The 19,823-nt window shown below is 43.5% G+C and carries 18 protein-coding genes; 2 read left to right on the top strand and 16 right to left on the bottom strand.

What is annotated here, in order from left to right:
* Nucleotides 1-96: 96 nt before the first annotated feature.
* Entirely contained in the window at nucleotides 97-1,365 is a 1,269-nt protein-coding gene (gene murA / locus COU90_04470; protein ID PJE64096.1) for a UDP-N-acetylglucosamine 1-carboxyvinyltransferase, read from the bottom strand.
* A 73-nt stretch (nucleotides 1,366-1,438) separates the two neighbouring features.
* Here murA and COU90_04465 point away from each other — a divergent pair, with 73 nt between their 5' ends.
* Nucleotides 1,439-2,836: a hypothetical protein gene (locus COU90_04465; protein PJE64095.1), complete on the top strand. Its 1,398-nt coding sequence runs from the start codon at nucleotides 1,439-1,441 to the stop codon at nucleotides 2,834-2,836.
* A gap of 21 nt (nucleotides 2,837-2,857) precedes the next feature.
* Here COU90_04465 and COU90_04460 read toward each other — a convergent pair whose 3' ends face one another.
* The 3 genes from COU90_04460 to COU90_04450 are packed head-to-tail and all read right to left on the bottom strand — an operon-like array spanning nucleotide 2,858 to nucleotide 5,110.
* Nucleotides 2,858-4,132, bottom strand: a complete 1,275-nt coding sequence (locus tag COU90_04460; GenBank protein ID PJE64094.1) for a UDP-N-acetylmuramate--L-alanine ligase — start codon at nucleotides 4,130-4,132, stop codon at nucleotides 2,858-2,860.
* Nucleotides 4,119-4,670: a peptide deformylase gene (gene def, locus COU90_04455; protein PJE64093.1), complete on the bottom strand. Its 552-nt coding sequence runs from the start codon at nucleotides 4,668-4,670 to the stop codon at nucleotides 4,119-4,121. Before def ends, COU90_04460 begins: the two co-directional genes overlap by 14 nt.
* Before the next feature lie 2 nt (nucleotides 4,671-4,672).
* Nucleotides 4,673-5,110, bottom strand: a complete 438-nt coding sequence (locus COU90_04450; GenBank protein PJE64092.1) for a hypothetical protein — start codon at nucleotides 5,108-5,110, stop codon at nucleotides 4,673-4,675.
* Between the two features lie 22 nt (nucleotides 5,111-5,132).
* On the opposite strand from COU90_04450, the gene COU90_04445 reads away from it, so the two are divergent.
* Entirely contained in the window at nucleotides 5,133-6,098 is a 966-nt protein-coding gene (locus COU90_04445; protein PJE64091.1) for a methionyl-tRNA formyltransferase, read from the top strand.
* Here the strand turns inward: COU90_04445 and COU90_04440 are convergent.
* From COU90_04440 to COU90_04385, 12 genes are all read right to left on the bottom strand, one after another.
* Nucleotides 6,058-6,498 carry a hypothetical protein gene (locus tag COU90_04440; GenBank protein ID PJE64090.1) on the bottom strand — a complete coding sequence of 147 codons (441 nt, stop codon included), beginning with the start codon at nucleotides 6,496-6,498 and terminating at the stop codon, nucleotides 6,058-6,060. The two genes, COU90_04445 and COU90_04440, sit on opposite strands and share 41 nt — an antisense overlap.
* Before the next feature lie 99 nt (nucleotides 6,499-6,597).
* Nucleotides 6,598-6,804, bottom strand: coding sequence for a hypothetical protein (locus COU90_04435; GenBank protein ID PJE64089.1), 207 nt, complete (start codon nucleotides 6,802-6,804; stop codon nucleotides 6,598-6,600).
* Between the two features lie 363 nt (nucleotides 6,805-7,167).
* Nucleotides 7,168-8,421: a glycosyl transferase family 1 gene (locus COU90_04430; GenBank protein ID PJE64088.1), complete on the bottom strand. Its 1,254-nt coding sequence runs from the start codon at nucleotides 8,419-8,421 to the stop codon at nucleotides 7,168-7,170.
* 78 nt (nucleotides 8,422-8,499) lie between these two features.
* Nucleotides 8,500-9,564, bottom strand: a complete 1,065-nt coding sequence (locus tag COU90_04425; GenBank protein PJE64087.1) for a hypothetical protein — start codon at nucleotides 9,562-9,564, stop codon at nucleotides 8,500-8,502.
* A gap of 28 nt (nucleotides 9,565-9,592) precedes the next feature.
* Nucleotides 9,593-10,108, bottom strand: a complete 516-nt coding sequence (locus COU90_04420; GenBank protein ID PJE64086.1) for a hypothetical protein — start codon at nucleotides 10,106-10,108, stop codon at nucleotides 9,593-9,595.
* 96 nt (nucleotides 10,109-10,204) lie between these two features.
* Nucleotides 10,205-11,530: a hypothetical protein gene (locus tag COU90_04415; GenBank protein ID PJE64085.1), complete on the bottom strand. Its 1,326-nt coding sequence runs from the start codon at nucleotides 11,528-11,530 to the stop codon at nucleotides 10,205-10,207.
* Nucleotides 11,531-11,619: 89 nt separating this feature from the next.
* A complete protein-coding gene (locus tag COU90_04410; GenBank protein ID PJE64084.1) occupies nucleotides 11,620-14,760 on the bottom strand; it encodes a hypothetical protein in 3,141 nt (1,046 codons plus the stop codon).
* Complete coding sequence (locus COU90_04405) at nucleotides 14,705-16,336, bottom strand: hypothetical protein (GenBank protein PJE64083.1); 1,632 nt, start codon at nucleotides 16,334-16,336, stop codon at nucleotides 14,705-14,707. Before COU90_04405 ends, COU90_04410 begins: the two co-directional genes overlap by 56 nt.
* Nucleotides 16,337-16,465: 129 nt before the next feature.
* On the bottom strand, nucleotides 16,466-17,170 hold the full coding sequence (locus COU90_04400; protein ID PJE64082.1) for a hypothetical protein: 705 nt from the start codon (nucleotides 17,168-17,170) through the stop codon (nucleotides 16,466-16,468).
* Nucleotides 17,163-17,933 (bottom strand): hypothetical protein, encoded by a 771-nt coding sequence (locus COU90_04395; GenBank protein ID PJE64081.1) that lies wholly within the window; start codon nucleotides 17,931-17,933, stop codon nucleotides 17,163-17,165. Before COU90_04395 ends, COU90_04400 begins: the two co-directional genes overlap by 8 nt.
* Before the next feature lie 53 nt (nucleotides 17,934-17,986).
* Nucleotides 17,987-18,673: a hypothetical protein gene (locus tag COU90_04390; GenBank protein ID PJE64080.1), complete on the bottom strand. Its 687-nt coding sequence runs from the start codon at nucleotides 18,671-18,673 to the stop codon at nucleotides 17,987-17,989.
* Nucleotides 18,666-19,808, bottom strand: a complete 1,143-nt coding sequence (locus COU90_04385; protein ID PJE64079.1) for a hypothetical protein — start codon at nucleotides 19,806-19,808, stop codon at nucleotides 18,666-18,668. The genes COU90_04390 and COU90_04385 overlap by 8 nt, the downstream gene beginning before the upstream one ends.
* Between the last annotated feature and the right edge of the window lie 15 nt (nucleotides 19,809-19,823).

The following is a 19,823-nucleotide window of genomic DNA, read 5'->3' as shown; positions in this document are numbered from 1 at the left end:
TTTAAAGAAATATGTTCATGCTATATGTCACATATTTTTATCTATTTGTCAATGAACATAGTCTTAACCCTTTCGTCCTTGAGTGTACGCGGATCTTTACACTCTCCGAATATCCGCACCGATGGCACGCAATCGTTCATCAAGTGCTTCATAACCACGGTCAATATGATATAAATTACCAATACGTGATTCCCCTTTTGCAATCAATGCCGCAATAACAAATGCAATACCCGCTCGTAAATCCGGACTTTCCATAACACGTCCGTGAAGCAAGGTGGGGCCAAACACAATAGCGCGATGTAAATCACATTGAATAATGTGCGCACCCATACGATTTACATCATTTGTATAAAAAAGACGTCCATCGAACACCGTCTCGTGCACCATAGACACACCGGTAGCCTGTGTAAGAAATACCGTAAACGGCGCCTGATGATCTGTAGCGAATCCGGGATATTCACGGGTACGCACATCCACCGGCATAATTTTTTTGGCACGCGATATTGTAAGAGAATTTTTTTTCTCCGTAATGGAAACACCCGCCGCACGCAAGTGAGCAATAAGAACGGATACATGTGCCGGATTACAATCGGTGATAGTGACAGAACGTCCGATAAGACCGGCTAAAATAGCAAAGCTTCCCGTTTCAATACGGTCCGGAATTATCTCCGTTTTTCCACCCGATAGCAATGTCCCGGCACGTCCTTCAATACTAAGTGTTGATGTTCCTGCGCCTTCAATACGCGCCCCGCAGGATATAAGAAATTCCGTAAGTGCCGTTACTTCCGGTTCAATGGATGCGTTTCTTAAAATCGTGCGTCCACGGGCAAGTATTGCCGTCATCATAAGCCCCTCGGTAGCTCCCACACTTACAAAACGAAATGTATAATCAATACCTTGAAGTCCTTCCTTAGGAGCGGTTATAGTTAATCCCTTTTTTGTCTCACGCACACGAGCACCCATCTTACACCACCCATCCAGGAAAAAATCAATGGGACGCTTTCCCAAGACACACCCCCCCGGAAAAGGAAATGCAACCTCCCCCGTTCGTGCAAGCAAAGGACCTACAAACGCAATAGATGCGCGAAACCGTTCGGCCACCAATGAATACAATTCTTTTTTGACAATTTTCTTTGGAGGATGTATAATATACTCACGCGTTCTTGTGTTTACAACGGAGAATCCCAGATCTTCCAGCAATTCTACTTCTCGTGCAATATCCTCAATATCCGGCACATTCGTAACCGTAAGGGCATCTTTACATAAAAGAGCAGCTGGAAAAACTTTCAAAGCATGGTTCTTGGCTCCTCGTACAGGGATTGTTCCCGTAAGCATTTTCTCCCCCTTTATAATAAATTCACTCATAATTCTACAACTGTATCATTCCCTTCTTGCAAGTGCAAAATAATTACCGCTCCCTTATTATTTATTTTACATCATGTCATTACGATTACGCAGAATACTCGTACTTATCAGTGTTATCCTGTTCATACTTGCATGGGGCCCTGTTTTGTTTTACACATTAGGATATCGATTTTCCTTTGCCGATAAATCAATTCGTACTACCGGAGGGTTATTTATAAACACAACACCCGTACGTACCACTGTTTATATTGATGAAGCGGAAAAAGTAACATCGTTTATCACGGGGGATATATTTGTGCAAAACTTAAAACCCGGATCCCATACCATTATTGTGGAAAAGGAGGGGTTTTATTCCTGGAAAAAGAATCTCATGATAGAACCGCATGCGGTGGAAGAAGCGCATATCGTTCTTGTCCCGGAGGAACCTACTTCGACCGTCATCAAAGAAGGGTTATTTTTTGATATATACGGCTCTCCTTCGGGAAGATATCTCATTCCCATTGAATCACGTCCGCAGGAACGTATGCGTCTTTCTGTTTTTGACACACAAACAAAAACATTCCTTGAGCCAACGCCTCACACAGACCCGTCTCTTCTTTCCTTTTCTTCTCAAGATTCCCCGTCTCTTACTTGGTACAACGGAGATACCTTTGCTCTCCTGGAGCTCGCGGATAATTGGCTTCTCCTAACTCCCAATCTTAATAATACGTTTGCCTTAACATCATTTTATAAAAAATCAAAACTGTCAGACGCTCTTCCTCAAAAACCGGATGATGTAATACCTCATCCATCGTATAACAATGCCTATTTTATTTTAAGCGGTACATCCCTCTATATTTGGCATGCCTCTACGGAAACACTACAGCCTCTTTTGGAAACAATTGCCGGTATTGCCGTTTATAATGACCGCTTGCTTTCTCTCGATGCCGCACATGGAACATTATATACATCCACTCTTTCCGCGGGGGATGCAAAAATTATAAGCACGTCCAGTATTTCTTTACCCGGACCTTCCCGCATTTATGAAACAGAAACAGCACACATCGCACATGCAAAAGAAGATGTATGGCTTCTCCCCAAAAACCAAGGAAATCCTGAACATATAGCGCATGATATTCCTCGGTCACAAGTCCGCACAAACGGATCAAATCTCGTATGGTGGCGTGATAATGAAATCTGGATTCGATGGACGCTTCCGGAAGAAGATCTTCCTTATTTTCAAGATGAATTTGAAAGCCGGCTGTATAAGGGGCAAAAACCCATTAAGCAGGTATTCTACTATCCGGAAGAACACTATATAATTTTTACGGGAGGTGCCGTCATTACCATACTTGAGATGGACGGTCGCTCGGGAAATCATAATATAGCGACTCTCTATGAAGGAATCGATCCCCGAATCTTTGTCCCTCAAAATAAAAAAGTCATCTATGGTACAGATAACGGCATGCTGTTTGAAATAGGACTGGAATAACTCTATGGGATATCCCTGGGGTTATTTTTTTTGGTAGTATGCCCGCACCTCCGCATCAAGATCCCCGGCACTCATATAAATAACAAGTGATGTTTTTTTCTTTTCTTCATTTATTATGTTTTGTACGTCTAAAAAATTCTTCGCGTAATAAACATATTCTTTTTTTATAGCATGTGCCAAATCTTCGGATGTTTTTTCCTCGGGTACTTCCCGCCCCGCCACCGCATAAATTGGCATAATAATTACCCGGTCAGCGGAAATAAATGCTTTCGTAAATTGTGAAAATAATCGATTAAGCCTGTCTTGCTGATGAGGCTGGAACACCGCCGTAATATGTTTTTGAGGATGCGCCTCACGAAGAGCGCCGAGTGTTGCCGCTATTTCCGTCGGATGATGGGCATAATCGGAATATATCCCCTTGGTTATTTGTTCAAGTCGGCGCCATGCACCCTTATATGCATAAAGCGCCGTTTCCGCCACAGATTTTTTCACACCCAAAAGATGTGCCGCTTGCCATGCCGCTTCAGCGTTTACTTGATTGAACCGTCCGGGTACCCGAAGAGTATGGTTTGGGAATGATTTTTTGTTGTACCAAACTATCTTTACTTTCGCGCCGCGAACAACATCCCGTACACCGGCATCTCCCCCGTTTGCCACAATATATCCTCCCGGCACTACACGTTTAAGATATGTTCGAAATCCAGTCTTCACCCCCGCCAACGTTTTATATATATCCAAATGATCCGCCTCTACATTGGTAAGGACGGCAATATATGGATGGTACTCATGGAACGACCGCGCATATTCATCGGCCTCCAATACCAAATATTCGCTTTTGCCTGCGCGCATATTCTTATCTCCCAACTCGCGAAGGCGCGTACCGACAATAATAGTGGGATCGAGACCGGCCTTTATAAGGATAAGGCCCAACATGGCGGTTGTCGTACTCTTTCCGTGTGTGCCGGAAACCGCAATTGTTTTATATACTTTAGTAAGCTCACCAATAGCCTCCGCATACGAAAATATAGGAATATGCTTTTTTTTTGCCGCAACCATTTCCGGATTATGCGCCAAAACCGCAGCCGAATATACGACCCGATCTGCGTCCGTCACATTTCCCGCATCATGCCGTATATATACCTTCATGCCTTCCGCCTGAAGCGCACCGGTAATATCCGAGCCACTGATATCAGAACCACTTACCGTGTGTCCCTTAGCCACATACAAGCGCGCCAAAGCAGACATACCTATGCCGCCAATACCGATAAAATGAATATGATCTTTATACTTCTCCATTATCCTTAATCTTTTGAATATCTTTTGCTTTTTCTATGAACAGCATGCCCTTCAGATGATCCGTCTCATGTTGCATTACACGTGCGTACAAACCGGACGTACCACGCATAAACTTTTTTCCCTGCTCATCATATGCCGTTATTGTTACTTTTTCATGTCGCCTCACCCGCCCATATATTCGCGGAACACTTAAACATCCTTCCATTTCATCCGTAGTTTTTTTTGACGTTCGTGTAATGATTGGATTGATAAATACATAATAATCCCATTTCTTCTTTTTTTTCCGATACTCTTCCTTTTCTTCTTCCTGCAAGCCGTCCCATACAAGCGCTTCTTCGGACGCCAAAAAAATGCGCCATGAATATCCGATTTGCGGTGCCGCAATACCAATACCGTCATCGGTAGAACGCAACGCCTGTTTCATTTCTTTAAGTACGCGTTTTATCTCCCCCGATGTAATATATTCAAGCGGCACATCCCGTGTTTCTCTATGAAGCACGGTGGCGGGTTCTATTACAATAGATTTTTTTTCCTCCATACTTATGTAAAACGCCGCATAATCTTTGCCACGTCCTCCTTCATAGTTGTTATGTCCTGATAAGAAAAAGGTTGCCACATACGCGGTGTTTCCATACGCGGATAATACTGATCCATTAAACTGTCGATCTCCTTCCAAAAACCCGGATGATTCATGTCTCGCATAAGCTCATCGAGCACCGTATGTGAAAGCATGGTACCGATAAGCGGTCGCAGTTTTTTCTTTTTTACAAGAAACCATACGGCAAGTGTTTCCAGCTTACCTACCGGAAATGTACGGAGCGCATACGAAACAAGCATGCCATCCTTGCCACGTACGACATTAGGTTTCTTCCCTAGTATTTTTTCTCCCGTTTTCACAAAAAAATCGATAAATCGATAAATATCCGGATTTGTCTTCTTTTGCACAGAAGACACTTTTTTGGTAGGTTTAGACGGCATGATGCTATACTAGCAATACAGTATGCAAAATAAAAGCATTGCCATAAAAATAGTATTTTTCGGTACACCGGATTTTTCGGTGCGTATATTAGCATCTCTCATACACCATAATCTGACGCCTGTTGCCGTCGTAACCGTACCGGACAAACCCGTCGGAAGAAAAAAGGAATACATGCCGTCTGCAATAAAAGCATATGCTACCGAAAATACTATCCCCGTACTTGAACCGGAAACATTAAGAGATCCTGTATTTTTGAAAGAATTACGCGGTTATCATGCGGATATCTTTACAGTAGCATCATTCGGGCGCTTGCTTCCGAAAACACTCCTGGACATCCCCTTAAAAGGCGTTATTAACGTACATCCTTCCCTGCTCCCCCGGCACCGCGGCGCATCCCCCATACAAACCGCTATTCTGAAGGGAGATGTTAAAACCGGCGTTACTCTTATGCTTACCGATGCCGAGATGGATCATGGACCTATTATAGCGAAAAGTAAACCGTATGACATACAAAATTTTGGTTATAAACAGCTGCATGATGAGCTCGCCAAACAGGGAGGCGATCTTTTAGCGGAAACACTGCCAAAATGGATTGCGGGAGAAATTACACCACAGGAACAGGATCACACAAAGGCAACGTTTACAAAATTATTCACAAAAGAGGATGGTCATATTAACTGGAACCGTTCGGTAAAAGAAATCGATAGACATATACGCGCATTTGAAGAATGGCCCGGTACCTATAGCTTTTATGAGGACGGGTCTCATAAAGTAAGACGCGTGAAAATTTTAAAGGGACACGCGTCCGATCAGCCTTCCCCCGGCAAACCCGGTACTGTGGTGCAAGAAAAAAACGGCTCACTTGCCGTTTGTACAAAAGATAACCTTTTTATTGTAGAGTTTATCCAGATGGAGGGTAAGCGCCCCGTAAGCGGTGACGATTTTCTTAATGGACAATCCCCGACTCTTCGGGATATTTTTCACTAGAAAAATATTTTTGAAACTGTGGCACCGTCACCACTTTCCCTAAAATGCGATATAGCTCTCTTCGTTGCTCAGAGATTCTCCATTCTTGAGGAGTCATGCTTGTGTTGATGTATCGATTACGCAGTTCTACTAGCCTATCCCAATCCTCTTGTCCAAGAACTTCCTTAACTTCTCCATCATGCTCTTCATCTTCCGTAAACGTTAAGACATCTCCAAAGAGACCGCCACGCTGTAAAAGGATTTCGAGCTGTGTTCCTCCCGGATACGGAGGACGCTTTTTGTTCCACTTAGCCAATTCCTTTTCTTCTCGGTCTCCTTCTTGTATTAAGCGTTTCACTACTTCAACCATAACTTTATCACCTCCCTCATTAAGCGGATCGTATATCCCCTTAGGATTCACATTTTCTTTACTATAGTACGAATAAGAATTTATGCAATACCTAATCCCATCACGCAAGGGGCAAAAAAATAAAGGTTCCCAAAGGAACCTTTTTTGTATCTATTCTTTTAAACGGATAACTTTTTTGGGGGGTTCAGCCCCCCGCGCTATATATTCTGCATTAACTCTAACATTTATCTCCCATACTTTTCTCTGACACCATATCTTAAAAGCCTTTTGCCACGAAACGGTCACAGTGTAGCGTTTTTCGCATAAGCCTCTTTGATATGTCCAAAGCATTCTCCACCCCCCCCTTTTATTACTCAAAAAGCTGTTCCGCCTGATTTTTTATGGCGGAATTATAACTATCTGCGGTATCGGCGGTCATTTTTACCATACCGCCAATCCCCCACACCAATATCATTAAAACTGCCATAATTACAAGAATAGTTGCAACTCTTTTACTCATAATACCCTCCTTTTATTTTAAAGAACCTATTCGTATGGGAATTATACATTAGTATTTATAAAAAGTCAATACCTTTGCTTCTATAATAAAACACCCGTGGCGGGTGTAAATTTTGGGAGCGGAGGAGAACAGGGGGTTGTCCTCCTCCGCCAGCGTAAAACGAGCCCGCAAAAGACTCGTCCTTACCGGCGCATAATACTATGAGCCGGTTACAATGTCAATCAATATAAACTGCTCCCCAAAAGATCATGGTATATATCCAGATGTCTGCGTAAGTGCATGGGCAACAAAAACTTTTCACGCACCGTACTGCGCCCATTTTCTCCCATACGTTTACAAAGCGATGCGCTTTCCATAAGATCCACGATGCGCTCCGCCGCTTGCTTTGGCGTATCAACTAAAAACCCATTCTCACCATTTTTAATCTGAAGCCGAAGTCCGCCCACATTGCCGGCAATTACCGGCGTTCCCTTCCACATAGCCTCGGTAGCAGTAAGACCAAATCCTTCCCGAAGTGATTTTTGTAAAATAATATCAACTCCCGTTTGTACAGCATTCACCAGTCTGTTATTGTGTTCCGATATAAGATGTATGTCGGGATCGGATGCCGCATCAGCTTTTATGTTTCGAAATACCTCCTCTGCTTCGGGGTCATCCTTTGCGCTCATACTGCCCAATAATAGAAGTTGGAGACCGGTCATTTCCCTTTTTGCCATACGATATGCCGCCACCACACCCAACGGATCTTTCCATATATCAAAGCGAGAAACCTGCGCTATTATCGGCCTTGCCGTATCTATCTTATAACTTCGAAGTATATCCTGCGCTTCTTTTTTTGACATAAAATTATTTTTTTCCGACAAAGGATCAATCGCCGGCGGATCTATAATCACCTTTTCGATATCAAGACCGTGAGGAACATATTCCTCCATACTGAACAGCACTTTATCATATGTTGCTAAAAATGGCATAAGAAACTCGAGAACATTCTTATCCGGCTTTGAGAGATCGATATGAATACGGCTTGCCCGCGGAATATCCGTAATATCACATCCGGCGAGAAGAGGCTGTGGATCATGAATAATAAGCACATCCGCCTGTACACTCTGCAATACAAGGCCAATATCCTTACTCACCTGTATATATAAATCTTTCTCGTGTGTCCGAAAAGAACTCTCCTTAAACATATGTCCTCCTCCCTGAAGAGCGTTATGTAAATGTTTTGTTACGGAAAAAAATGCGGCACTTCCCCGCAATACGCGCCACGAAGAATCGATTTCCAAACTGCGTTCAAGAGGAATGAGCGAATGCAATAATTCAGCAACTCCTCCCCCCGTATCGGTTGCACTTATATGTACAATGCGTTTTTTCCCGATATGGCGCGCGAGTGCCTGAAGTTCCTCCTCTTCGGAATGATGTAAAAATTTCCGATAATCATCAAAAGATTTTTTTTGCAAAGAAACATTAGTAAGCATATATTCAGTATATCAAAAAAGCGTGCACAAAACACACTTTCTAATATTCTTAAAGCTTATTTACCTTCTTTGCCTTCTTTACTTTTCCGTGCCGGTACTTTTTTCTTCCTTTTTCTCCGGTTTTACTGCATCCGCCACAATAACATCTTCTTCCCCTATAAGAGCCTCAAGATTAAGATCAATGGCAAAATCAGTTTTTGCCTCCGAAAACGTAGACACCGCATGCGCAATACGCAATGCTTTTTGATATGACGTAAACGCCTTTCCATATTCTCCCGCCAAAAGAAAAGCATCACCCGCATCAGCAAGGTCTTTCGCGGTTACCAAAAATGTTTCGGCTTTCCTGCGTAATGCATCATGAAATGAATCCGCTTTGACATGCTTCCATGCGGCAACAAGTGCGCCCTTCAGTTCTTTTGCCTTTTTTTCCACCTCCTCTTTTTGTATATCTCCTTCATCGGAAACATCCTCCGCAATTTCTTCCTCTAAACTTGTGCGTACTTTTGTTGTTTCCGTGACATCTTTTTTAATAACGGCGAGCATGCCTTTCATCGGACCGCTTATATCCATGCGGTCTTCCGTAATCTGCGTTAAAATTTGCCCGCGAAGACGAAGGGACGATTCCAAACGCGAACTGGTATTGGCAGCTGCCGTAATTTGTTTTTCTATCTGCAAATGAGCAATTGTTTCCGTTGCCTCTTCGGTATGCTTCTGCAGGCGTGATGTAAGATCCGCCTCCTTTTCTGAATCAAGTTTTCCCTGTACCGCAAGAAGTGCCGCTTCCTGTAACCGGCGATCAGCACGCGTAACATTCCAGGCACCATTTGCTTCATAGGAAATAGCTGTCCATGAACGTACTCGCTCGGTACCGCCCACTTTTATCGGATAAAGCACATCGCCCGGAAGCGACGATTCTGCCGCATATGAAATCCCACCGGCAATCAACACCATTCCCATTGCTGTACCAAGTGCGCCATAAAACGATCTAAAAAACATAAAAAATGCATGCCATCCAAAACGGTATGTATGTGCGGCGTACGTATTCAAAAAGTGCGCTAACCCGGCACGCATCTCACGGCGCTCTTTTGCGGAAAGAGTTACGCTCTCTATAGTATCAGTTCTGGGTTTGGATATATTCGGCATTACTTTTTTATTATGACCATATGTAATTCTACGCGTGCTCCTGCTGTAATAATAATCGCGCTTTCTCGATTGCCCGGTGAATACGAACAGAAACGACATTGGCGGATTCTCCCACAACAGCGGCAATTTCCTTCGGATGCATATCGTCCACATACCGCATAACTACAACTGCCCGATAAGGTTCTTCCAGCTTATGCAGTAATTCCACAATCTCACTGCTCTCCACTTTTGCATGCACATCCGCAACTGTTTCTCCCACTAGATCACGTCCTTGTTCCTGTAGAGCATCCAAAGATATCATGGGACGACGACGACGAACATGATCAATCACTAAATTATGCGTAATACGATATAAAAACGCCCTTATGTTTTCTACCTCTCCATCGGCAACCATATATTCCCACGTACGCATAAACGCCTCCTGAACAAGGTCCTTTGCTTGTTCGCGGTCGTATACCCGAAAATAACAGTGCCTAAAGAGCGGTTCCGCAAAGGCATCATGAGCTTCAAGAAGTTGTTGTTTCTTCTTTTCCACTGTTACTATATATGACGAATAATGTCTCTTTTCCTTACATACTCAATTGTATACCTCATCCCGTGCACATACCAGAATACCACAACCATCCCCTCGCCTGCTTACTTAAAGTTTGGAGATATCGCGAGGAAGGAAGAAATTAAGTATCCATTCCAGCGTTGTTCGCAGTTTCGCCCGCACGCCAACTATCTTCATCAAATAGGCGCCCCGGTACACAATCCAAGCAACCGTGCCGCCCCACCGCATACCAAATGCTTCCGCTAAAGCTCCTCCCTTTCCCAGAGAAACGATAAACCCCTTATCCCGCCATGAAAATTCTTCAAGAGGAGCTTCTTTTGTGATTATGTTTTTTATGTTTTTTGCCGCCACCACTCCCTCACGCACCGCAAATTGAGCACGCATAGGATATGGCTGTCCGGCCTCTTTATCCACAACATATGCCTGATCTCCTGCTACAAATACATTCGGATATGCCGGTATCTGCATGAATTCATTTACCTTAATACGATTTGACCGCTCATCGCGCAAGACGTCTTTCATAGCCGTTACAATGAGATCGCGTGCGCGTACACCGGCTGTCCATATAACAGTACCGGCCTCTATCTGTTCTTCTCCCACGGATACTCCCGTGCCATATATGTTAGTAATGCGCATATTATAAGAAATACTAACTTTTTTATCCGCAAGAATATCAGCCGCATGTTTTGCAAACCATTCATCAACGGCTCCCATAAGACGGCTTCCTCCCTCATATATACTGACGCGCGCCATATCACACAAACTGGGAAACGCATCTTTCATTTCTTTATTTATAAGATCCGCCATTTCACCGGCAAGCTCAACGCCGGTAGGCCCGCCTCCTACAATAATAAAATGAAGAAGACGTTTTTTTTCTTCCTCCGTTTTTGCAAGCTCGGCTTCCTCAAAACTTTCGATAATACGGTTTTTAAGCCGTTCCGCATCATCAATATCTTTTAATGTAAGGGCATACTCTGCGGCCCCCGGTGTTCCAAAAAAATTCACCTCGGACCCCAACGCACTTATAAGATAATCATAAGGAACTTCTTCCGTAGGTTCCGCGCCCTCGCTATTTTTTACTTCCGGTGCATATGGATTCATATGATGCACCGTGACGGTTTTAGTATCGCAATTAATACCACCGATAATTCCCTCCACAAAACGATATATACAGCATTGCGGGAGCGTACGCGCCGGTTGACGTAAGCTGGATGAAAGAAGCGTTCCGGTAGCCACTTCATGAATCATCGGCGTAAACATAAAATGATCCCGTTCGCTTATAATGGTAATGCGTACTTGTTTCTTTGCATGAAAAAGATTATGTAATTTCAGGTAGGCATACACACCGCCAAAACCTAAACCCATGATAACAATATGAGGAATGCTGTTTTTATTATCCATGTTACCTATCATATAAGAGTAAAAACCTATTGGCAAACAAATAACATCCTACTGATATGGTAGGATGTTATTTGTTTGCCAGAAATTCCCCCATCCGGGGATTATATTTTTCCCGGCCAGCGATCGTATAAAATAGGAATTAGAACAAGCGTTATAAGAACAGCGAAAGAAAGGCCGAACATAATGGCAAACGCCAAAGGAGCCCAAAGAGCCGATGCATACGTAAGCGGTACAATACCTATTACGGTTGTAAGAGTTGTCAGTAAAATGGGGCGCAAACGAGATGACGCTCCTTCCAGAACTACATCCCGTATAGGCATGGAAGGATGCGCAACGCGCAGACGATTCATCACGTCGATTAATATAATAGAGTTATTAACAACAATTCCTGCGAGCGCTATGAATCCCATAATGGACGGGAACGAAAGCGGCAACCGTGAAATTGCAAGACCGGCAAAAATACCGATAAGCGTAAACGGAACAACGCTTATAATATAAAAAGCATATCGAAATGAATTAAACTGAAGAACCAAGATGGCAAGAATAAGGACCATGCCCGCTATAAGGGCTACAAACATATCACGAAACGACTGATCTACATCTTCCGTCTCACCTCCTATATTCATAGTAACGCCAGTAGGAAGAAGAAGTTCATCCTTTTTTTCTTCAAATGCGCTTACAATGGAAGAGGCGACAATACCATCTTCCAATTCGCTCGTTACGGAAGCAACACGTTTTCTATCTTCATGACGAATATATGCCGTACTTTTTTCAACATATGTATCAAGAAATGACCCTAGCAATACCGGTCCGTTTTGCGTTTGCACTTCTATAAAACGAATCGCATCTGCCGTAGTACGTGTCGTATCATGAGGATCAAGATAATCTGCATTTACGTTCAGTTTAACCACAACATCAATATCTTCCCCGTTTTTTTGAATGGTGGTTGCTGTAGTTCCATGAACCGCGGTACGAAGAATACCCGCTATACTGCTCGGACTTTGCCCCGCTTCCGCCGCCTTCGCCCGATCAATGCGAAATACAAAATCAATACCGTCGGATCGTATACTTGAATCAACCTCTGTTGTTCCCGGGATTCCTTTCAATATATCTCGCGCACGTATTGCCACAGCCTCCAGTTCCACCGTATCATCTCCCAAAAATGTAACAAGAACGGGGGCGCCCGCCGGCGGTCCGCCGCTTGGCTGGAAAACGCGCACATCCGCATGAGGAATATTCCGCAAATCGGAACGCAGATCCGTTACTATTTCTAGACTTGTCTTTTTTCTGTCTTCGGACAAAATAAGTGTCATGTTTGCAAACCTACTGCCCGATGAGGATGATTCACTAAAAGAACTAGAGGCTCCCACCGTTGTGGTAAATGATGCAATAACATCATTTTGTATAAGAATATCTTCTACTGCACGTGCAAGTAAATCTGTTTCTCCCAACGTTGTTCCTTCCCTGCCCTCAATATCAACGAACAAAAAATCTTCATCCCCATCCGGAAAGAAAATAACATCTACAATCCCCGTAATGGGAAAAGCAATGCTTACAACTAGTAGTAGCATAATACCAACGATAAAATTTCGCTCTCGCTTTCGAACACCCAATACGGATAATAGTTTTTTCTTGTACCATGTCTGCAAACGCATAAAATAATATTCTTGCGCCGCAGAAAATGTACTTACTTGTCTGTCAGCTCGGAGCACTATGGATGCAAAAAGAGGAACTATTGCAAGTGCCACAAAAAGAGATGCCAGTAAAACAAAGATAATCGTGAATGGAATACTTGCTATAAATTCTCCGGTAACGCCTGATATAAAAAAGAGAGGGGCGAAAACGGCAACCGTCGTCATGGTGCCTGATGTAATAGGCCAATGAAATTCACGTAGCGTATTATATGCGGCGGTAACCTTATTGCCATCCTCTGCAACACGCTTATACATTCCTTCCGTTACCACAATAGCCGAATCTACCAAAATACCCACAGCCAGAATGAGAGAAAATAGGCTGACAAAATTAATAGTATTGCCGGACGCGGAAAGACCGATAAATGCAATCAGAAATGAAAGAGGAATGGCGGATCCGGCAACAAGTGACGCTCGCCACCCTATGGCGAGGAATAAAATAATCATAACAAGAATAATCGTCTGAAGCCCTGTAAAAGAAAGGGTTTTCAGATCATCCTTCACAAATTCCCCCGTATCGAATGAGGAAAGAACTTCAGAATCTATAAGAATAGTTTCCTGCAGATCAGAAAGACGCTCCCGCACAGCGGATGTAAGACGCGTAACATCTCCTCCATGCGTTTTAAAAACAGCAAATGAAACAGACTGTTCAGATAAACTTCCGCCAATACTCGTCCGCGAAAACGACGTTGCCTTACTTACTCCGTCCGAAACGAATGCTATGTCACGTATATATACGGGTCGGCCGTCACCGGTAGCAATAGCTATATCGGCTATTTCGGATGTATTCTCTATATCGCCTTCAAACCGCACAGCATACTCAATGCCGTCTACCTGAATATCTCCCACGGGTATGGAACTATTCGCAAGAGAAAGTGCGCGCACAACATCCGTTATTTGAATGCCGAAATTATTAAGAGCTTCCTTGGAAACAATAACCTGAACCTCTCTTTGAGGAATACCGCTTTTCACCACACGAGACACACCCGGAATCGCTTTTATCTCATCTTCCACCATATCCGCCAAACGAATAAGCTCGGTAATGGGAAGGTCGCTCGAAACAGAAAACAGCAAAACGGGCTGATCAACGAAATTAACCTCCGAAACAACCGGATCCTCCGCTTCTCCGGGAAGTTCCCTTTTAGCAATATCAACCTCATCTTTCACTTTCTGGATTGATTTTTCCAAATCCGCATCCGCATTAAACTCTACCACTATAGATGAAACGCTGTTTCCGGATGTTGATGTGATTTTTTTTACATCATCCAAACCGCTAGAGAGTCGCTCCTCTATAGTATTGGTAACAAGTTTTTCCATGTCATCGGCAGATCCTCCCGGCAGTACGGTAGTTACAATAGCAATAGGTATCTGCACTTCCGGTGCCGATTCTTTCGGGATGGCAATAACGGAAAATAAACCGGCAAAAACAAGAGAAATTACCAAAAGATACGTAAAGCTTTTTTTCTGAACGAAAAAACTCCAAATAGATAACATACTAATATGTTTTTTGAGAAATAATAACGTATTCGCCTTCTTCAATACCACGCGCATCAATCACGATTTCCATATCAGGCGTAAGTCCTTCCTTGATAATAATACTTCTCCCTACAAGAGAACCCTGACGAACGGGATGTGCCACCAAACGCCCGCTCTCATCAACAGTAAAAACGACAACGTCTTCCGAATGCACTTTGAGAGCCGTTACCGGTATAATGATAGTATTAACGTCCTTTAACTCACTTCCGCGCGCTATGCGCTCAACATCCACCCGAACCGATTGTCCGCTTGTAAAATGCGTGTCCGTATCCGTAATGGCAATACTAACTTTAATTTTCCGTGTACGAACATCAAGTGCCGGAGCAATACTTGAAACGATTCCTGAAATTGAACCCTCAATGCGGGCGGGCGATCCTATGTCAATATCGGAACGTTCATCCTCTGTAATAAAAACAATTACCTCCAGAGCTGATTCATTTGATACAACAGCCACCGGCTCAAAAGATGAAACGAAGTCCCCCCGTTCAATATCAAACTGAGTAACGGTACCCGCAATAGGAGAGCGGATAATCGTTTTTCCCAAATTTGCCTCGGCTCCGCGAAGAGATCCAATCATTTGAGTAAGAAACGCTTCTCCGCTTTGAATATCTTCCTCCCGCGTCCCGGTCATACCCTCCTCAAGCCGTTTTCTCGCAACTTCAAATGATGCATTACTCCCCTCTAAACGTGTACGCACACCGGAAACGCTCGCCAAAGATCCTCCTATGGTTGTCCGAGCGCCACCAATACCGGCTTTCCATGAATCAATGGTAAGCTGGGTAAGATTCGAGCTTGGCGCTACGCCATTTACCGCAGATGCGACATCATCAAGAAACGTGCGAATGGTATTAAGATTTTTTTCCGCTTGATCAATAAACAAAAATATATCATCGTCTGATGAAATAGACTGCAAGGATGCTTCCCAATCGGTAAGGATCATTTCGGTCTGCATCCGTTTTGATTCCAAATCCGTTTCAAGTTGAAAGTTTTTTACTAAAAATATGAGGCGTGGATTTGTACGTGGATTTTCATATAATTGATCAACGGTATTGCGTATAATATTATCCGATGCAATGAAAGAGGAATTGAGTGTATTTATAGCGGCGTTTTTTGCTTCAAAAAGATTGTTTTCCGCGTTAGTAAATTCAATTTCCAAAATAGACTGCTGTTCTCCCCGAATACCGCGCTTCGCTTTTAAAAGAGCCGCTTCTGCGGCGGCAACGGCACCTTCCGCGGAAAGAACAGCGGCACGCTGGGATGAATTTTCAATCTCGGCAAGCACAGCCCCCGCCCGCACCATATCACCCAAATCAACAAAAACACGGACAACTTCCCCCTGCGCCTGTGTTCGAATAGAGGCTTCCGCTTCCGATTTTACCGTGCCTAATAAAGGCAAGGGTTCTTTTGCCAGGGAAAGATCTCGCACGGATGCTACTGTTACAAATTGTTCTTCTTTTGGTACATCTTCTGAAAAATCATTGCCATCCGGTAAAAAAACTATGAGTCCGGCACCAAAACCGATGCACAAAAATGCAACAAGAATCATGATGCGTGCGTGAGTAATATATATATTTTTTATCATGGTAATCATAAACGCTACCGTCGTTAAGCAAGAAGTATTATACCCAAAAATACGGAAAAATCAAGAGCGCTCATTGAAAAGCGCTCCGCACAAAAATGTATTATTCTATTACATTATTACGATTTGCACCCTACCGATCTATACTGCGGTTGGCACTTCCTCCAGTATTCGTTTTTTTACAGACTCTTTTTCAGCATCGGATACCCGTATCGTGAGTGAACGATATACATATGCCGTTGCAAGCATTGTCACCGGAAGAGAAACAAGAAGTCCGACACCAAATGCCAGTATGCCCGCTATGTTAATCACCCCCGAGACAAACATAAACCCTGCCAATTCCCAACGTACACCTGTAGATGCTTCCTTCGCCGATCGCAGGGCGTCAAATACCCCCTTCTCGCGATCTACAAGCGTATATTGAAAAAGCCAGTACGTAACAGTCCATATAATCCCGGGTATAATAAGGAGCAAAAATCCGCCGAAAACAATAAGCGAATAAAGTAATGATGCTCCCAGATAACTAAAAAACAAATGGGTAACCGAAAAAATATCATCAAACACCACACGTTCCCCATCTACCGTCCGAAGAGAAACTTTTACAAGCCCAAGACCGATAATAATTTGAGCGATTGTCCCTAATACACCTGCAATAATCATAAGAGTATCGCCCACTTTTTCCTCCTCCAAAAAACTCACCATAAAAGATAACCCTATAGTGATAAGAAGAGCGGGAATAAATATCCGGTATGTTTCCTTAAATGCGTCCCACCCGAAAAAAAGCGCTTCCTTTGTGGAAATTGTTTTTTTATGTTCTTCCGGTGACATAGGCGTATTATCAGTCATAGAATATTGTATTACTTTCCTTATGTCCTGCCGCCTCTCGGTATCGGCAATAATCACATTCCCGGGAAGCGGGCGGCAGTACGTCGCTATCTAAGCATTTTTTTATGCCTCGTAGCGTTTTTTCTATCCATACATCCGTACCGGTATACGGAAGAAGTACCACATCAAACTCAAGCTTCCCGTCAAAAGCTTCTTTATCCGTCTTACCATTACAATACACGAAATAACCGGTAGAAGAAACCGTATGTCCCGCCATACGAAGTAACCATTGATATACTTCCATTTGCCGTTTGTATCCCATTTGCCATTCGGCATCAAGCGTTACTTCGGCGTCCTTTGCTGTTGCTTTATAGTCAACTACTACAAGCTCCCCCGCGGAATTCTCCCAAATATCATCCACGGCTCCGGTAATAAGAAGGTTTGCCGGTGCATACACCACCTGCACTCCCTTAAAGTTCTCACGCCATTCATCCATCATCTCATGCCGGTATGGTACGGCATCAATACCGTACCGCTCCATAAGCGGATGCTTCGTTCCCCGAACACGATAAATATCAAATTCTTTTTTAAGAAGCGTATCTACCGCCGAATTTAAACTAAACGGATATCCGGGCGGACGCGCCACTCCAAGCCGCCGATCAAGATAAAAACACCGCTGACAATCAATAAACAGCTCTATTTTTGAACGTGAAAGCTTAAAGGGTTCCTCGTCATGAGGATTATATATGTTCCGTGTTCTATTGGGATTGTAATACTGACTCATAACACAACTGTAGCAAAAAAGACGAGAAAATACCCCTTATTATCCATCATGATTCATAAAGAAAAATATTTCGCAACCGTCCGCGCGTGCATCACCTCATTTTCCGAAAGCACAAAACCGCTTGCTCCCTGATACATAAGGCGCGTTTTCTCGCCCTGCACATGCTCAAGCCCCAATACATGCCCTATTTCATGCGCAAATACACGAAAATCAGGTACTGTTGTAGTATCCGCAAGCGCAATGATATGCGTATCTCCTCCAAAAGATATTCCGTTAATGCCGTCCAACGAACGAACCATAAATACCGTTACGCCGGCATACGGCATACGCAAAACAAAAAAATGCGGACGTTCCAAATACCCACGAATTTCTTCATCGGATGCCTCTATGAATTGAATCTCCTCGTGTTCCATCACAACACGTGCTTGATTCCATATGGAGTTTGTATTGGCAATTAATTGCCGTATGTGTTCTTCCGTGCGATGCGATCCCAAAAGACCGTCATTCGTAAAAACAATAGTACGAACGGGTATTTGATAAGAAATCGCCTCTGACGGAAGTATGCTTTCGATATTTTTCTGTTGTGAGATGGGCGTCTCGCGATAAAGCAACAAATGATATATGCCTGAAAAATATATAAGCCCCACAGCAACAAGAAGAGCTACCCCTGCCCGGACATAACGGAACCCACGATTATGATGTTCATAATCATTATCTTGACTTTCATCCGTATCATGCATTGACGATACGTTCATACATAAGGCGCGAAAGTGTTCCAAGAGACAAAAGCAACATCAGAAACCCGAAAATCCATCCGACAACCGGAATCATGGTAATAACCGTAAGTGCAAAAACACCGCCTACTATAGACTTCCATTGAACTTCATAGGTATTTGTTTTCATGATTTTTTTCTGCAACCAAGCGCCAAAGATAATGCTTGCATATATTTTAGCAAGACCTACAAGAAACAAAAATCCAAGAAAACCCATACCCCCCAACACCGTTCCTACAAGTGAAACAAGTAAAAGAAAACTTGCAATAGGTACTACAATCAACACAACAAGACCGCGCATAAATTCCTTACCTGTTTCATTCATTGCTATTTTTACCGCCTTTTCGGAAAACTTCGTAAACAAAAGTCCCAGCACAAGCGCCGCAACTAAAAACATAATAAATCGAATGGCAAAAAATACACCGAACAATCCGGCTAAAAATGCCTTCGGTTCTTTTGTTTTTACGGGCGAATGCATACGTTCCGTAAATACAACTTCACCGGCAACCACGGCACCATTCTCTATAACCGCTTCTTCACGCGCCGTATAAGTAAAGTTCCCTTGAATAATCGCCGAACTTCCTAACGTAACCTTATCGGCCTTAATATCGACATTACCCAAAATAACATCATCAATACGCACCTCTCCCGCTACGATGCGAACATCTCCACCAACAGTACCCTCCACTACAACGCGTCCGCCGGCCGCAACAACGTCCCCTCCTATTTCGGCTCCTGAAACAATATGAATCTGTCCGCCAACCGCCGCAACGTCATCCATAACCGTACCGCCTATAAAGACATCTCCGCCAACGACACGCAAATCATCTCCGATAAATCCCGTAAGCGTAAGTGATCCTCCCACTACCGCGGCATCGTCGGAAACATTTCCCACAAGCGAAATATTCCCTCCTGCCGCCAGAAAATCACCACCAATATCACCGGAAGATGAAACATCTCCCCCGGCAATGTATACATCACGAATATTATCCCCTTTTTTAATGGAGACCTGTTCTCCCATACGTAAATCCGCGGCCATACTCGCAAACGGGAAAAAAGCGATAACAACGGCAAACAGAAAAGTACTTATGCGCTGAATCATATTTTTATTATTATT

This window comes from Candidatus Ryanbacteria bacterium CG10_big_fil_rev_8_21_14_0_10_43_42 (genome assembly GCA_002793915.1).
GTDB lineage: Bacteria > Patescibacteriota > Minisyncoccia > Ryanbacterales > 2-02-FULL-48-12 > 1-14-0-10-43-42.
Note: the sequence above shows the minus strand (reverse complement) of the source record. Positions and strands in the feature narration are given on the sequence as shown.

Coding starts and splice junctions, on each gene's coding strand:
- murA (PJE64096.1), bottom strand. CDS start 1,365: ATGAGTGAATTTATTATAAAGGGGGAGAAAATGCTTACGGGAACAATC.
- COU90_04465 (PJE64095.1), top strand. CDS start 1,439: ATGTCATTACGATTACGCAGAATACTCGTACTTATCAGTGTTATCCTG.
- COU90_04460 (PJE64094.1), bottom strand. CDS start 4,132: ATGGAGAAGTATAAAGATCATATTCATTTTATCGGTATTGGCGGCATA.
- def (PJE64093.1), bottom strand. CDS start 4,670: ATGGAGGAAAAAAAATCTATTGTAATAGAACCCGCCACCGTGCTTCAT.
- COU90_04450 (PJE64092.1), bottom strand. CDS start 5,110: ATGCCGTCTAAACCTACCAAAAAAGTGTCTTCTGTGCAAAAGAAGACA.
- COU90_04445 (PJE64091.1), top strand. CDS start 5,133: ATGCAAAATAAAAGCATTGCCATAAAAATAGTATTTTTCGGTACACCG.
- COU90_04430 (PJE64088.1), bottom strand. CDS start 8,421: ATGCTTACTAATGTTTCTTTGCAAAAAAAATCTTTTGATGATTATCGG.
- COU90_04425 (PJE64087.1), bottom strand. CDS start 9,564: ATGCCGAATATATCCAAACCCAGAACTGATACTATAGAGAGCGTAACT.
- COU90_04415 (PJE64085.1), bottom strand. CDS start 11,530: ATGATAGGTAACATGGATAATAAAAACAGCATTCCTCATATTGTTATC.
- COU90_04410 (PJE64084.1), bottom strand. CDS start 14,760: ATGCGCGTGGTATTGAAGAAGGCGAATACGTTATTATTTCTCAAAAAA.
- COU90_04405 (PJE64083.1), bottom strand. CDS start 16,336: ATGATTACCATGATAAAAAATATATATATTACTCACGCACGCATCATG.
- COU90_04400 (PJE64082.1), bottom strand. CDS start 17,170: ATGACTGATAATACGCCTATGTCACCGGAAGAACATAAAAAAACAATT.
- COU90_04395 (PJE64081.1), bottom strand. CDS start 17,933: ATGAGTCAGTATTACAATCCCAATAGAACACGGAACATATATAATCCT.
- COU90_04390 (PJE64080.1), bottom strand. CDS start 18,673: ATGCATGATACGGATGAAAGTCAAGATAATGATTATGAACATCATAAT.
- COU90_04385 (PJE64079.1), bottom strand. CDS start 19,808: ATGATTCAGCGCATAAGTACTTTTCTGTTTGCCGTTGTTATCGCTTTT.